15 protein-coding genes and 1 pseudogene are annotated in these 14373 nt (G+C 67.3%); 4 read left to right on the forward strand and 12 right to left on the reverse strand.

Features of this window, described 5'->3' with window-relative positions:
• Window positions 1–78 precede the first annotated feature (78 nt).
• Window positions 79–294, forward strand: coding sequence for a hypothetical protein (locus tag DSP71_RS09450; protein ID WP_046749254.1), 216 nt, complete (start codon window positions 79–81; stop codon window positions 292–294).
• Between the two features lie 83 nt (window positions 295–377).
• Here the strand turns inward: DSP71_RS09450 and DSP71_RS09455 are convergent, their stop codons facing one another.
• From DSP71_RS09455 to tdh, 4 genes are read right to left on the reverse strand one after another with little or no spacing between them, the layout of a single operon-like run.
• Complete coding sequence (locus DSP71_RS09455; RefSeq protein WP_058632262.1) at window positions 378–596, reverse strand: hypothetical protein; 219 nt, start codon at window positions 594–596, stop codon at window positions 378–380.
• Window positions 593–1210 carry a transcriptional regulator gene (locus tag DSP71_RS09460; RefSeq protein ID WP_113680964.1) on the reverse strand — a complete coding sequence of 206 codons (618 nt, stop codon included), beginning with the start codon at window positions 1208–1210 and terminating at the stop codon, window positions 593–595. Before DSP71_RS09460 ends, DSP71_RS09455 begins: the two co-directional genes overlap by 4 nt.
• Window positions 1211–1264: 54 nt before the next feature.
• Entirely contained in the window at window positions 1265–2443 is a 1179-nt protein-coding gene (locus DSP71_RS09465) for a glycine C-acetyltransferase (protein WP_058632261.1), read from the reverse strand.
• On the reverse strand, window positions 2443–3486 hold the full coding sequence (tdh, locus tag DSP71_RS09470) for an L-threonine 3-dehydrogenase (RefSeq protein ID WP_046749258.1): 1044 nt from the start codon (window positions 3484–3486) through the stop codon (window positions 2443–2445). The genes DSP71_RS09465 and tdh overlap by 1 nt, the downstream gene beginning before the upstream one ends.
• Before the next feature lie 99 nt (window positions 3487–3585).
• Between tdh and DSP71_RS09475 the strand changes: the two are divergent.
• The 3 genes and pseudogenes from DSP71_RS09475 to DSP71_RS09485 all read left to right on the forward strand — a co-directional run bounded on the left by DSP71_RS09475 (window position 3586) and on the right by DSP71_RS09485 (window position 7078).
• Window positions 3586–4478 (forward strand): annotated as a pseudogene (locus DSP71_RS09475) (LysR family transcriptional regulator).
• Between the two features lie 31 nt (window positions 4479–4509).
• Window positions 4510–6561: a M3 family metallopeptidase gene (locus DSP71_RS09480; RefSeq protein WP_113680965.1), complete on the forward strand. Its 2052-nt coding sequence runs from the start codon at window positions 4510–4512 to the stop codon at window positions 6559–6561.
• A gap of 19 nt (window positions 6562–6580) precedes the next feature.
• Window positions 6581–7078 (forward strand): GyrI-like domain-containing protein, encoded by a 498-nt coding sequence (locus tag DSP71_RS09485; protein WP_058632258.1) that lies wholly within the window; start codon window positions 6581–6583, stop codon window positions 7076–7078.
• Between the two features lie 33 nt (window positions 7079–7111).
• On the opposite strand, the gene DSP71_RS09490 is transcribed toward DSP71_RS09485, so the two are convergent.
• The 8 genes from DSP71_RS09490 to DSP71_RS23485 form a co-directional block, all read right to left on the reverse strand.
• Window positions 7112–7648, reverse strand: a complete 537-nt coding sequence (locus tag DSP71_RS09490) for an NUDIX hydrolase (protein ID WP_113680966.1) — start codon at window positions 7646–7648, stop codon at window positions 7112–7114.
• Entirely contained in the window at window positions 7645–8913 is a 1269-nt protein-coding gene (clpX, locus tag DSP71_RS09495; RefSeq protein WP_046749262.1) for an ATP-dependent Clp protease ATP-binding subunit ClpX, read from the reverse strand. Before clpX ends, DSP71_RS09490 begins: the two co-directional genes overlap by 4 nt.
• 176 nt (window positions 8914–9089) lie before the next feature.
• Window positions 9090–9941 (reverse strand): aldehyde dehydrogenase family protein, encoded by an 852-nt coding sequence (locus tag DSP71_RS09500; protein ID WP_046749263.1) that lies wholly within the window; start codon window positions 9939–9941, stop codon window positions 9090–9092.
• Window positions 9938–11380 (reverse strand): aldehyde dehydrogenase family protein, encoded by a 1443-nt coding sequence (locus DSP71_RS09505; RefSeq protein WP_113680967.1) that lies wholly within the window; start codon window positions 11378–11380, stop codon window positions 9938–9940. The genes DSP71_RS09500 and DSP71_RS09505 overlap by 4 nt, the downstream gene beginning before the upstream one ends.
• Window positions 11381–11393: 13 nt before the next feature.
• Window positions 11394–12395 carry a deoxyribose-phosphate aldolase gene (deoC, locus tag DSP71_RS09510; protein ID WP_113680968.1) on the reverse strand — a complete coding sequence of 334 codons (1002 nt, stop codon included), beginning with the start codon at window positions 12393–12395 and terminating at the stop codon, window positions 11394–11396.
• The gene (locus DSP71_RS09515) at window positions 12392–13327 is read right to left on the reverse strand and encodes a sugar-binding transcriptional regulator (protein ID WP_258546353.1); all 936 of its coding nucleotides are present in this window, start codon (window positions 13325–13327) and stop codon (window positions 12392–12394) included. Before DSP71_RS09515 ends, deoC begins: the two co-directional genes overlap by 4 nt.
• 148 nt (window positions 13328–13475) lie before the next feature.
• Entirely contained in the window at window positions 13476–14117 is a 642-nt protein-coding gene (locus DSP71_RS09520; RefSeq protein ID WP_046749265.1) for an ATP-dependent Clp protease proteolytic subunit, read from the reverse strand.
• Window positions 14118–14137: 20 nt separating this feature from the next.
• On the reverse strand, window positions 14138–14373 hold a 236-nt coding region (locus DSP71_RS23485), incomplete at its 5' end, for an ATP-dependent Clp protease proteolytic subunit (protein WP_258546354.1).

A 14373-nucleotide genomic window follows, 5' to 3' on the forward strand; every position in this document is an offset into this window, starting at 1 on the left:
CATCGCCGAGCTCGAGATCACCGAGGCGGAGGAGTTCGCGGTCACCGCGATCGAGCTCGCCCCGATCGAGGCCTCCTGATGCAGCTCGGCACGCGCTGGGCCGCGGGTGCACAGCCGCCCGCCTCCGTCCCCGAAGCGCTGCGTCCCGCCATCGCCGAGGTCGAGTCCCAGGGCCTCACCGGCCACTGGACCCTCACCTGGCTGGAAGGGCGTGCGATCGCCGAGCTCGACGCCGGCTGGGAGGTACTCCAGACCGCGTCCGGTGAGGTCGTCGCCCGCCCGTTCGCCGACTGAACCGCACCCCGCCATCGGGACGAGACCCCCTGACACCCGTGCGGATATCAGGGGGTCTCGTCGCGCGGCCCCGGGCCACGGCGTCAGCGGCGGGTCACTCCCCGTTGCGCGAGGGCATGGTCGACGGCACGGGGGTCCTGCCGGCGGGTCTGTTGTTCGCGCAGCAGATCGAGCGAGAGCTCACGCCGCTCCGCGCGATGTGAGATCCGATTCTCGACGTACGCCGTCAGCCGATCGGCCAGTCGGAGCAGCCGACGCTCGGTTCGCGTCGGTGCGACGAGATGGAGAGTTGCCGCGGTCATGATGCCTCCTCGTTGTCGACGGCGGGCGAGGTCGTGCGCGGGGTCGGCAGATCGAAGAGCTCGGCGCGGAGCGAAACCCGCCGCACGTCCGGCCCCTCCTGGCCCCGGTACCGCTCGATGGCGCTCTCGACGATGGCTTCGAGTTCCTCGCGGAGCGACATCGCCTGCTCCGGTGTCATGTCGAGGTGCGTGGTGATCGTGATCCCGACGTCTCGCCACGTTTCGGGGACCTCGGCCTGCGGTCGGTTCAGGTAGCTCATGAGGGTCTCGTGGCGGACGCGGAAGAACTCCGAGGTGACGATCTGCGCCGCGGCGCGGTTCGCCGGCGAGGTCATCTCATCGTGGCCGGGCACGTCGATGCGCCCCTTGGGCCGTTCCCACCATCGCTCCCTCGCCGTGCCTCGCCCCTCCACCTCTCGGATCAGGTCGTGAGCTGCAAGCGCACGCAGGTGATAGCTGGTGGATCCCGATGTCTCTCCCACGAGGGCCGCAAGGGAGCTGGCGGTCTGCGGACCTCGCGCCGCGAGGATGTCGAAGATCTTGACCCGCAGTGGGTGTGCCAGCGCCTTGAGCGCGCTGGCGTCGAGCGTCCTGACCTGCGTCTCGTTCGTCATGAATGCAAAGATACCCTTGCAAAGGGTTCTTTGCAAGCTTTTCTTTGCATGTGTTCAGTCGATTGCGTCGCGCGCGGCGACGAAGGCGCCGACGCAATACTCGATCTGCTCCGCCGTGTGCGCCGCCGACAGCTGCACGCGGATCCGTGCCAGGCCGCGCGGCACGACCGGGAAGCTGAACGCGGTCACGTAGATGCCACGCGCCTGCATCTCCTGAGCGATCCGCGCCGTCTTCGCCGCGTCCCCGAACATGACGGGGACGATGGGGTGTTCGCCCGGAAGCAGATCGAAGCCCTCCGCCGTCATGCGCTCGCGGAACAGCGACGCGTTCGCACGCAGCCGCGCCCGAAGGTCCGCGGACCCTTGGACGAGATCGAGGGCGGTCAGCGTGCCGGCGACGATCGCGGGGGCGAGAGTGTTCGAGAACAGGTAGGGACGAGAACGCTGGCGCAGCAGAGCCACGATCTCGGCGTGCGAGGCGACGTACCCGCCCGATGCGCCCCCGAGCGCCTTGCCGAAGGTTCCGGTGTAGATGTCGACACGATCGGCTACTCCGCAGAGCTCCGGTGTGCCACGACCGTTCTCGCCGACGAAACCGACCGCATGGGAATCGTCGACGAAGACGAGAGCGTCGTAACGGTCGGCGAGATCGCAGATTTCGGCGAGGGGCGCGATGTAGCCGTCCATCGAGAACACGCCGTCCGTCACGATCACACGGAATCGGGCGTCCGTTGCCGCCTGCAGCTGCGCCTCGAGATCGGCCATGTCCCGGTTGCGGTAACGAAGCCGCCTCGCCTTCGAGAGTCGGATGCCGTCGATGATCGAGGCGTGGTTCAGCTCATCGGAGATGATGGCGTCCTCGGGTCCGAAGAGTGTCTCGAACACTCCCCCGTTCGCGTCGAAGCACGACGAGTACAGGATGGCCTCGTCCGTGCCGAGGAAGTCGGCGAGGCGGCGCTCCAACTCGAGGTGCTGCTCCTGCGTGCCGCAGATGAAGCGCACACTCGCGAGGCCGTAGCCCCACTCCTCCAGGGCCGTCGTCGCGGCCGAGAGGATGCGCGGATCGTCGGCGAGACCGAGGTAGTTGTTCGCGCAGAAGTTCAGCACGTCAGCGCCGTCAGCGGTGATCTCGGCGTTCTGCGGCCCGCGGATACCGCGCTCGCGCTTGGTCAGGCCGGCCTCCTCGATCGCCGCCAGCTCGTCCGACACATGCTTCTGAAAGGTCCCGTACATCACAACTCCGTCCAGTCGAGGATGATCTTGCCCGTTCCCGCCGATTCGGCGGCGGCGAATCCGCGTTCCCATTCACGAGCGGGGACGACTTCGGCGATCACTCGGCCGATGGCATCTCGCAGGGGCGCACTGGTCTGCAGCATCGCCCCCATGGCGTTCCACGTCTCGAACATCTCGCGTCCGTAGATCCCCTTGATCGTGAGCATGTGGGTGACGAGCTTGCCCCAGTCGATCCCGAACCCGGCACTCGGCAGACCCAGCATCGCGATACGCCCACCGTGGTTCATGTTGTCGATCATGGCGGGGAGGGCCGATGGCGCACCGCTCATCTCGAATCCGATGTCGAAACCCTCGCGCATTCCGAGCGCCTGCTGCGCCTCCCTGATATCGCGGACCGAGACGTCGACGACTTCGTCGGCGCCCATCCGACGAGCCATCTCCAGACGCGGTGCGCTGACATCCGTCGCGGTGATGAACCGCGCCCCGGCGTGCCTGGCGACGGCGATGGCCATGAGCCCGATCGGGCCGCAGCCGGTGACGAGCACGTCTTCTCCGACGAGCGGGTACGTGAGCGCCGTGTGGACCGCGTTGCCGAGCGGATCGAAGATCGCGCCGAGCTCGGGAGTCACCTCGGCGTGGTGCACCCACACGTTCGCCGCAGGAAGCGCGAGGTACTCCGCGAACGCACCGTCCCGCTGCAGACCGAGACCGATCGTCCGGATGCACATCTGCCGGCGCCCTGCCCGGCAGTTGCGACACGTCCCGCAGACGATGTGGCCTTCACCGGAGACGCGATCACCCACGGAGATGTCGTGCACGCCGGGTCCGACCTCCACCACTTCGCCGTAGAACTCGTGACCGGGGATCAGCGGGGCGGCGATCGCCGACGCCGCCCAGTCATCCCAGCGGAGGATGTGCAGATCGGTTCCGCAGATGCCGGTGCGCAGCACCCGGATGACGACCTCGTCGGCGCCGGCCTTCGGTTCGGGACGCTCGACCAGCTCGAGCCCCGCGCCAGGCGCGCCTTTGAACAGTGCTCTCATGCGGACAGTGCCTTCATGATCTCGATCACATCGCATCCACGGTTGTAGATCAATCGGCATCGTCTGCACCGTCCATGTAGCCGCCGCTAAACTGTTCTCGTGGAACTCCATCAGTTGCAGATCCTGAGAGAGCTTGGCGCCCTCGGCAGTGTGACCGCCGTGGCCGACGCGCTCCGAGTCACTCCATCTGCCGTCTCCCAGCAGCTCGCAACCCTGCAGCGTGGTGTGCCGACACCGCTGACCCGCAGAGTCGGGCGCACGCTCGCCCTCACACCCGCCGGCGAAGTACTGGCGACTGCCGGCGCCGAGGCGATCGACGCCATGGCGGCGGCACGACACGCCCTGGACGACTTCGAGGGTTCTGCGACGGGAGTCGTGAGCATCAGCGGGTTCCACAGCGTCGGGCAGGCGCTGTTCGGAGCACTCGTGCGGGAGCTGTCGTCCGCAGCGAACGCGCCATCGGTGCAGCTCACGGACGAGGATGTCGCGCAGACGGATTTCCCTGCGCTCACAGCACGCTACGACCTCGTGCTCGCGCACCGCATGGAGCATTCCGAACCGTGGCCCGCGCAGGGTGTGCGCAGCCTCACCCTGATCCGCGAGCCCCTGGACGTGGCGGTAGCGGCCTCACATCCGCTCGCCGGTCGTGCCAGCCTCACACCGGCCGAGGTCGCAGGAGAGCGATGGGTCACCAGTCGCATCGGCTACTCCCCCGACGACGTGCTCCGTGCCGTATCGGCGGTGGCCCATCGGCCCGTCGACATCCAACACCGCATCAACGATTACGGCGCGGTGTCGGCCGTCGTGGCCGCCGGAGGGGTGATCGGGATGCTACCGCGCTTCACCTCGTGCGCGTCCCTCTCGAAGGTGTGAGCACGCACCGGATGATCGACGTGCTCGCGCGGCCCGAGACACTTCGTCGTCGATCGGTCCGCGTGGTCGTGGAAGCCCTTCGCGGCGTGATGACGCGCCTGAGCGAGAGCGGGTCCTGAGCACGCCCGGCGCGGTGGATAGGCTCGGAGGATGACCGACGCCACCAATCCGCTGCTGCAGCCGTCGACGCTTCCCTACGGGCTCCCCGACTACGCCGCGATTCGGCCGGAGCACTATCTCCCCGCTTTCCAGGCGGGTTTCGAGGAGCAGCTCCGCGAGATCGAGCGCATCACCGTGGTGCGCTCGATGCCCACGTTCGAGAACACCCTTGAGGCGCTGGAGCGATCCGGCGAGCTGCTGGATCGTGTCGCGCACACCTTCTACACGGTGAGTTCGGCCGATGCGACGCCCGAGATCCAGGAGATCGACGAGCAGCTCGCGCCGCTCATGGCAGCGCATGAGGATGCGATCACGCTCGACAGCCGGCTCTACTGGCGTGTGCAGCAGGTGTACGAGCAGCTCGACGCGCTGAACCTCGATCCGGAGCAGCGGTACCTCGTGGAGCGCCGTCATCGTGAGATGACCTTGGCCGGTGCGGGCCTCGACGACGAAGCGAAGGCGCGGCTGACCGCCATGAACCAGAAGCTGTCGACCCTGACCAACACGTTCGAGCGCAACCTGCTGAACGACACCAACGACCTGGCCGTGGTGTTCGACACGGCCGACGAGCTCGACGGATTGAGCGCGGGAGAGCTCTCCGCTGCCGCACGTGCCGCCACGGACAGGGACTTGGACGGAAAGCTCCTGATCACCCTCCCGCTCTTCACAGGCCACCCTGCTCTGGCGCAGTTGCGCCCGCGGGAATCGAGACGTCGCATCATGGCGGCCTCGCTCGCACGCGGGTCTCGCGACAACGCGAACGACAACCGTCCGGTCCTTCTCGCGATCGTGCGTCTGCGGGCGGAGCGTGCACAGTTGCTCGGCTACGACTCGCACGCTGCCGCCGTGACCGCGGATGAGACGGCAGGAAGCCCGGAGGCGGTCGAGCGGATGCTCCGACGCCTCGCCGGACCATCCGCGCGCAACGCCCTGGCCGAACGCGCAGCTCTGCAGACGATCGTCGACGAGACCGAGCAGATCCCGTTCCCGGTCGAGGCGCACGACTGGGCCTTTTACACCGAGCGGGTGCGCACTGCACGATACGACATCGACTCCAGCGCGCTTCGGCCCTGGTTCGAAGCGGAGCGCGTGCTCCAGGATGGCGTCTTCTTCGCGGCGACGCAGCTCTACGGCGTCACGTTCTCCGAGCGCGATGACCTCGCCGCGTATCACCCCGGCGCGCGCGTCTTCGAGGTGCGCGACGCCGACGGCTCGCCGGTCGGTCTCTACGTGCTCGATCTGTACACGCGCGATTCCAAGCGCGGCGGCGCGTGGATGAATGCGATCGTCAGCCAGTCGCGACTCCGCGGCACCGCTCCGGTCGTGGTCAACAACCTGAACGTGCCGCTTCCCGGAGAAGGGGAGCCGACGCTCCTGACGCTCGACGAGGTGACCACGCTGTTCCACGAGTTCGGACACGCTCTGCACGGCCTCTTCGCGACTGTCACCTACCCACACTTCGCGGGGACGAACGTGTTCCGCGACTTCGTCGAGTTCCCGAGCCAGGTGAACGAGATGTGGATCCTGTGGCCGGAGGTCCTCGAGAACTACGCGCGTCACCACGAGACCGGCGCTCCACTCGATCCCTCGATCGTCGAGCGCCTGCGAGCGACCGAGACGTTCGATCAGGGGCACGCGACCAGCGAGTATCTGGCTGCCGCATGGTTGGACCAGGCCTGGCATCGTCTCGGCACGGATGCCGAGGTCGACGACGTCGCCGCTTTCGAGGCCGCCGCTCTGGCGGACATCGGTCTGAAAGACCCGACCGTGCCGACGCGGTACTCATCCACCTACTTCGCCCACGTGTTCGCCGGCGGCTACAGCGCGGGGTACTACTCGTACATCTGGAGCGAGGTGCTCGACGCCGACACGGTCGACTGGTTCCGAGAGAACGGTGGTCTCACCCGGGCGAACGGCGACAGATTCCTCGCACGACTCCTCGGCGTGGGAGGTTCCAAGGATCCTCTCGAGGCATACCGCGACTTCCGGGGCCGCGATGCGGATATCGATCCGCTCCTGAAGAGGCGTGGACTGGGCGACTGAGGCGTGAGACGCTGAGCGCATGAACGCCTTTCGCGACGCCCCGTTCGGTCCTGCGGACCGCCTCGACCTCGAGTCCGTCCCCCTCGCCGTCATCCGCCACGAGGGCATCCGCCTCGCCGATCTCCCGGAGGCGTTCGACGCCGGCTACTCGGCGATCGCGCTCACCTTCGCCGGAGGCGTGCTCGTCCCGACCGGCCCGGCACTCGCGGTGTATCACGGCGATCCGATGGGCGTCTTCGACCTGGAACTCGGCTTCCCCGTGCAGACGGCACCGGCGAACCCCATCCCCACCGCGAGCGGCCGCGTCATCGTCGCTTCGACACTGCCCTCAGGACCCGCGGTCGCGACCACGCTGTTCGGCTCCTATGAGGAACTGGGTGGCGCATGGGCCGCCCTCGTCGAGCGCGCGTCGGCGCAGGGGCTTCGTCCCGGGGGGATCTGGATCGAGATCTACGTGTCCGACCCGAGCGCTCCGGCACCAGAACTGCGTACGGACCTGATCATGCCGATCGGCTGACGAAACCCGTCACGCGCAGAGCCTCGTTCGGAGTCACCGTCCGAGCTGGTCCCTGGCTTTGTACCAGGTGAGCTGGTGGTAGCTCTGCGGGAGGAGGTCGCCGAGTCCATCGAGCGACAGCACATGTACGCCGATCGACTCGCTGTCGTCGAGAGACTGCTCCGCGACGCGCGCACACCCGCGCGCGAGGAAATGATGCACCCGGTTCGTGTGGTTGCCGAAGTTCGCCCAGGTCGATCCGAGATCGATGAGATCGTCGGCGGCATACCCGGTCTCCTCGAGCAGCTCACGGCGCGCCGCAGCCTCCGGCGACTCACCAGGCTCTACTCCCCGGCCGATGGTGCCGACGGCCACGACGCCTGCACCGTGCCGATACTCTTCGACGACGATGGCGTCGTCGTTCCGGTCGAGGGCGAGGACGGAGATCCAGTCCCCGTACTCCAGCACGTAGTACGGGGCGATCGACACACCGCTGCCATTCACGCACACGTCGGCGTGGAGGCGGATCCACCGGTCGGCGACGAGCGTCTCGCGCGCCACCGTCTTCCAGGGAGCCGGCTCCGCACTCATGCGCTCTTGCGCTTGCGCTCCATCACGATGGTGGGCGGTGCGCCTTCGTCGACGGCAGCGCGGGTCACGATGACCTTCGCCACGTCCTCGGCGGAGGGGATCTCGAACATGATGGGCCCGAGCACGTCTTCCAGGATCGCCCGAAGACCGCGAGCACCGGTCTTGCGCTCGACGGCGAGGTCGGCGATGGAGCGCAGTGCCTCTTCTTCGAACTCGAGCTGCACGCCGTCGATCTCGAACATCCGCTGATACTGCTTCACCAGCGCGTTGCGCGGGCCCGTCAGGATGTCGATCAGCGCATCCTGGTCGAGCGGTGACACGTTGGTCACGACCGGCAGACGCCCGATGAACTCGGGGATCAGCCCGAACTTGTGCAGGTCTTCCGGAAGCACCTCGCTGAACAGGTCGAGGTCCTTGCCCTTGTCGTGCAGCGGAGCACCGAAGCCGATTCCATGCTTGCCGACGCGGGCCGACACGATGTCTTCGAGACCCGCGAAGGCTCCGGCGACGATGAACAGCACGTTGGACGTGTCGATCTGCAGGAACTCCTGGTGCGGGTGCTTGCGACCACCCTGGGGCGGCACCGAGGCTACCGTGCCCTCGATGATCTTCAGGAGCGCCTGCTGGACGCCCTCGCCCGAGACGTCGCGCGTGATGGAGGGGTTCTCCGCCTTGCGGGCGATCTTGTCGACCTCGTCGATGTAGATGATGCCCTGCTCGGCGCGCTTGACGTCGTAGTCGGCGGCCTGGATGAGCTTGAGGAGGATGTTCTCGACGTCTTCGCCGACATAGCCGGCCTCGGTCAGAGCGGTGGCATCGGCAACGGCGAACGGGACGTTCAGCCGCTTCGCGAGCGTCTGTGCGAGGTACGTCTTCCCACAGCCGGTCGGGCCGATGAGCAGGATGTTGCTCTTGGCGATCTCGACCTCTTCGGCCTTCTGCTCAGCGGTCTGAAGAGTGCCGTGGGCGCGAACGCGCTTGTAGTGGTTGTAGACGGCGACGGAAAGAGCGCGCTTGGCCGGCTCCTGGCCGACGACGTACTCCTCAAGGAAGGAGAAGATCTCACGCGGCTTGGGAAGCTCGAACTCGGCGACCCCGTCGGCAGACGACTCGGCCATGCGCTCTTCGATGATCTCGTTGCACAGTTCGACGCACTCGTCGCAGATGTACACACCGGGGCCGGCGATGAGCTGCTGCACCTGCTTCTGGCTCTTTCCACAGAAAGAGCATTTGAACAGGTCAGCGCTTTCACCGATGCGGGCCATGCGCGTCCTCCTAGGGGGGATCAGAGATCGTCCTTCGAGCCTAACCGCTGCTTACGACACCGGGCCGCATTGAGGGCACTCGACATCGCGCCCATTGGACGGCGAAGGGATCGACAGCCGTCTGGCGCCTTCTCCGGGCGATGGCTGCCGACCCTTTCACGAGATCGACTGTTCGGTCAGACCATGCTCTTCGTGTGCCAGACGGTCTTCACCTCGGTGAAGGCGCCGATCCGTTCCGGCGAGGCGACGACCTCACCGGGGGTAAGCACACGCTTGAGCGTCTCCGCTGCGGCGATCTGCATGTCCACCCAATCCAAGGCGCCGGCACCCGCGAGGTCGAGGGCGTTCACGTCCTGGTGGGATGCCAGCCATGGAGCCATCTCCGCCGGCGAACCCGTCAGCACGTTGACGACGCCACCGGGGACATCGCTGGTGACGAGGACCTCGGCGAGGCTGATGGCCGAGAGCGGGTGCTGCTCACTCGCGATGACGACCACGGTGTTCCCGGCGACCAGCGCGGGAGCCACGACCGACACCAGGCCGAGCAGCGCCGAGTCCTGCGGTGCGATGATCGCGACGACGCCCGTCGGCTCCGGCACGGAGATGTTGAAGTACGGCCCGGAGACGGGGTTCGCGTTGCCCGCCACCTGGGCGTACTTGTCGCACCAGCCGGCGTACCAGACCCAGAGATCGATCGCCTCATCGACCTGCGCGGCCGCAGCGGCGGACGACACGCCCTCCTGCGCCGAGATCTCGTCGATGAACTGCGCACGGCGACCCTCGAGCACCTCTGCGACGCGGTACAACACCTGACCGCGGTTGTAGGCGGTCGCCCCCGACCAGCCCTTCACCGCCGCGCGAGCGGCGACGACGGCGTCACGGGCATCCTTGCGAGAGCCCTTCGCGGCGTTCGCGAGGAAGGCCCCCTTGGAGGAGAGCACCTCGTACGTGCGGCCGGACTCGCTCCGCGGGAACGCTCCGCCGATCGCGAGCTTGTAGGTCTTCGGCACGGTCAGTCGCTTGCTCATGCTGCGGCTCCCTTGAGGTAGGCGGTGAGCCCCTGACGGCCGCCCTCGCGACCGTATCCGGACTCCTTGTAGCCGCCGAACGGGCTCGACGGGTCGAAGCGGTTGAAGGTGTTCGCCCAGATGACACCGGCACGCAGGCGATCGGCCACCGCGAGGATGCGCGATCCCTTGTCGGACCAGATCCCGGCCGAGAGGCCGTACGGCGTGTTGTTCGCCTTCGCGATCGCCTCGGCCGGTGTGCGGAAGGTGAGCACCGAGAGCACAGGCCCGAAGACCTCGTCGCGGGCGATGCGGTGCGAGGCCTCGACGCCGGTGAAGATCGTCGGCGCGAACCAGAAGCCCTGGTCCGGGATCGCGCAGTCCGCCGTCCAGCGCTCTGCGCCCTCGGCCTCGCCGATGTCGCTCAGCTCACGGATGCGGGCGAGCTGCGCTGCGGAGTTGATCGCGCCGATGTCGGTGTTCTTGTCGAGAGGGTCGCCGAGGCGGAGGGTCGACAGGCGCGACTTGAGCCGATCGACGACCTCGTCGTGGATCGACTCCTGCACGAGCAGTCGGCTTCCGGCGCAGCAGACGTGGCCCTGGTTGAAGAAGATGCCGTTCACGATGCCTTCGACCGCCTGATCGATGGGGGCGTCGTCGAACACGATGTTCGCGGCCTTGCCGCCCAGTTCGAGCGTCAGCTTCTTCGGAGTGCCGGCGACAGCCCGGGCGATGTCCCGTCCGACACCGGTCGAACCGGTGAAGGCCACCTTGTCGACGTCGGGGTGACGCACGAGCGCAGAGCCAGTCGCTCCGGCACCCGTCACGATGTTGACGACACCGGCCGGAAGGTCGGCCTGCTGCAGGATCTCGGCGAAGATCAGCGCTGTGAGGGGCGTCGTCTCGGCCGGCTTGAGCACCACCGTGTTGCCGGCGGCGAGAGCGGGAGCGATCTTCCACGCCAGCATCAGCAGCGGGAAGTTCCACGGGATGATCTGACCCGCGACGCCGAGAGCCCGCGGGTTCGCGCCGAGTCCTGCGTGATCGAGCTTGTCGGCCCAGCCCGCGTAGTAGAAGAACCAGGAGGCGACGAGCGGCACGTCCACGTCGCGGCTCTCCTTGATCGGCTTGCCGTTGTCGAGGCTCTCGGCGACAGCGAGCTCACGGGCACGCTCCTGCACGAGGCGGGCGATGCGGAAGAGGTACTTACCTCGGTCGCGACCGCTCATCTTCGACCAGGTCTTCTCGTAGGCGCGACGCGCGGCGGCGACCGCACGGTCGACGTCCTCATCACTCGCCGAAGCGATCTCGGCGATGTGCTTCTCCGTCGCCGGTGAGATGGTGTTGAACGGCGTGCCGGAGCCGTCGACGAACTCGCCGTCGATGAACAGCCCGTAGCTGTCCTTGAGGTTCAGGACCGCGGTGGACTCCGGTGCGGGAGCGTATTCCAGAAATGACATGTTCGTCTTCCCGTCAGTCGATCGTGACGTAGTCGGGGCCCGAGTAGTGGCCGGAGCTGAGCTTCTGACGCTGCAGGAGCACGTCGTTGAGGAGGCTGGAGGCGCCGAAGCGGAAGAGGTGCGGCTGGAGCCACTCCTCGCCGACAGTCTCGGCGACGGTGACGAGATACTTCACCGCATCCTTCGACGAGCGGATGCCACCGGCCGGCTTCACACCGATCTTCTCTCCGGTGCCGCGGTACCAGTCGCGCACGGTCTCCAGCATGAGGAGCGTCGTCGGGAGGGTGGCTGCGGGCTGCACCTTGCCGGTCGAGGTCTTGATGAAGTCCCCTCCCCCCAGGATGCCCAGCCACGAGGCGCGCTTGATGTTGTCGTAGGTGTTCAGCTCGCCGGTCTCCAGGATCACCTTGAGCGAGGCGTACGAACCGTCCTCACGACGGCAGGCCTCCTTGACCTGGGCGATCTGGTCGAAGACCAGGCCGTACCGGCCGGACAGGAACGCTCCACGATCGATCACCATGTCGATCTCATCGGCGCCCGCAGCCACCGCCTCGGCGGTGTCGGCGAGCTTGATCGCAAGCGAGGAGCGTCCGCTGGGGAATGCCGTGGCGACGGCCGCGACGGAGATCAGGCCGTCATCGGGGTCACCGTGCATCCCGCCGAGCGCGGTCACCGCGTCGCCGACCATGTCACCGTACACGCAGACCGCTGCGACCCGCGGGGTCGAAGGATCCGCGGCGTCCGGATTCTTCGCCTTGGCCACGAGAGAGCGCACCTTTCCGGGAGTGTCAGCTCCCTCGAGCGTCGTGAGGTCGATCAGCTTGATGATCGTGTCGAGCGCCCACGCCTTCGAGGTGGTCTTGATCGACCGGGTGCCGAGCCCGGCAGCGCGCTGCTCCAGACCGACGGCATCCACGCCGGGAAGTCCGTGCAGGAATCGCCGGAGCGTGGCGTCGTCGGGCTCGCCGCCCAGAACGTCCACCGCCGCCCTGCGACTGAGTTCTTTGGTCGTCACTGTTCCTCCAACAATGCTCGTGCTGTGGTCTCATCGGTCACCAGAACGCCGCACAGGCCGCTGGTGACCACGGTGCGTGCGATGTCGTGCTTGGCGGGGCCCGCCGTCACGAAGATCGTACGAGCGGCTCCGCGCAGACGGTCGAGAGAGACTCCGACGGTCCGTGCATCGAGCTGCGAGTCGACGATGTTGCCCTCCGCGTCGACGTAGCGCCCGAGGACGTCGCCGACGGCGCCGCGTCGTGCGAGCTCTTCGACATCCTCCGCACTGAGGTAGCCGTTCTCGACATGGGCGGACGAGGCATCGCAGGGTCCGGCGGTGAACAGGAAAGCCTGGGCCTCGGCTGCCTCTTCGAGGACGGCGGCGACGGTGCGGTCGGACTCGATCGCCTGCTTCGTCTCCACGCGCTCGAGGATGGCCGGGCTCGGCAGCAGGGAGACCTGCCCCGAAGCGCGCTGGGCGATCGTGACGGCGAGGCCTGCTGCGCCTCCGGAGCGTCGGTTCAGGCTCACTCCCCCGTTGAGCTGCACCACGGTCACGCCGTTCGCCCAGCCGTCCGGAAGCGCCTCGGCCACGGCACGGAGTGTACGGCCCCAGCTCACCCCGAGGGTGCGGGGAACGGGGCGCAGCGCGGTCAGGAAGTCGGCTGCGGCCTGAGCGACGCGTTCGAGGGTGCCGTCATCGCCTTCCGGAGCCGGCACGACCACGGCATCGGTGAGGCCGAAGCGTTCGACGAGAAGCCGCTCCAGGCCGAGTCGGCGGGCGCGCGGGTGCACGATCTCGATGCGGACGATGCCGCGTTCGCGGGCCTGGGTCAGCAGACGGCCGACCTTCCAGCGCGAGATCTTGAGGAGTCCGCCGATCTCGTCCTGGGTCTTGTCCTCGTCGTAGTACAGCTCGGCGACGCGGACCATGAGCAGATCTTCTTCCACGGCTTCCTCCTTCCTCCTCCAGAGTAGGCCCTCGTCAGCGTTCGCGCACCACAGTGCTCATATGCGCACTTTGTCATCGGGTCGTGCACATCCGCCGGGCACGACGAAGGGCGCCCGCCGGATGACGGACGCCCTTCGATCGATCGGGTCAGACGCGCTTGCGCGTCGTGAGCACCTGGTCGACGATGCCGTACTCCAGCGCCTGTGCGGCGGAGAGGATGTTGTCACGATCGATGTCGCGGTTCACCTGCTCCGGGGTGCGGTTGGTATGTCCCGCGAGCGTCTCCTCCAGCCAGGTGCGCATGCGGAGGATCTCCGCGGCCTGGATCTCGATGTCGGACGCCTGGCCGTGGCCGGCCTCCCCCATCGCGGGCTGGTGGATGAGCACGCGGGCGTTCGGGAGCGCGAGACGCTTGCCCGGCGCACCGGCAGCGAGCAGCACGGCCGCAGCCGAAGCCGCCTGGCCGAGCACCACGGTCTGGATCTGCGGCGCGACGTACTGCATCGTGTCGTAGATCGCCGTCATCGCGGTGAACGAGCCACCAGGCGAGTTGATGTACATCGTGATGTCGCGCTCGGCGTCCTGGCTCTCCAGAACGAGGAGCTGTGCCATCACGTCGTCGGCCGAGGCGTCGTCGACCTGCACGCCGAGGAAGATCACGCGGTCTTCGAACAGCTTGTTGTACGGGTCCTGGCGCTTGAAGCCGTAGGCGGTGCGCTCTTCGAACTGCGGCAGCACGTAGCGGCTGGAAGGCAGGTCACCGGCTGAGCGGAAGGTGGGTGTGTACATGAGCGTCCTTTCGCTTTCCGTTACTCGGTGTCCTGGTCGGTTCCGCCGCCGCCGATGACGTCGGAGGCCGATTCGCGGATGTGATCGACGAAGCCGTACTCAAGCGCTTCCTCAGCCGTGAACCAGCGGTCGCGGTCACCATCGGCGTTGATCTGCTCGACCGACTTGCCGGTCTGGGCAGCGGTGATCTCGGCGAGGCGGTTCTTCATCGACATGATGAGCTGCGCCTGCGTCTGGATGTCGCTCGACGTTCCGC

This window comes from Microbacterium sp. H6 (assembly GCF_003314775.1).
Lineage (GTDB): Bacteria > Actinomycetota > Actinomycetes > Actinomycetales > Microbacteriaceae > Microbacterium > Microbacterium oxydans.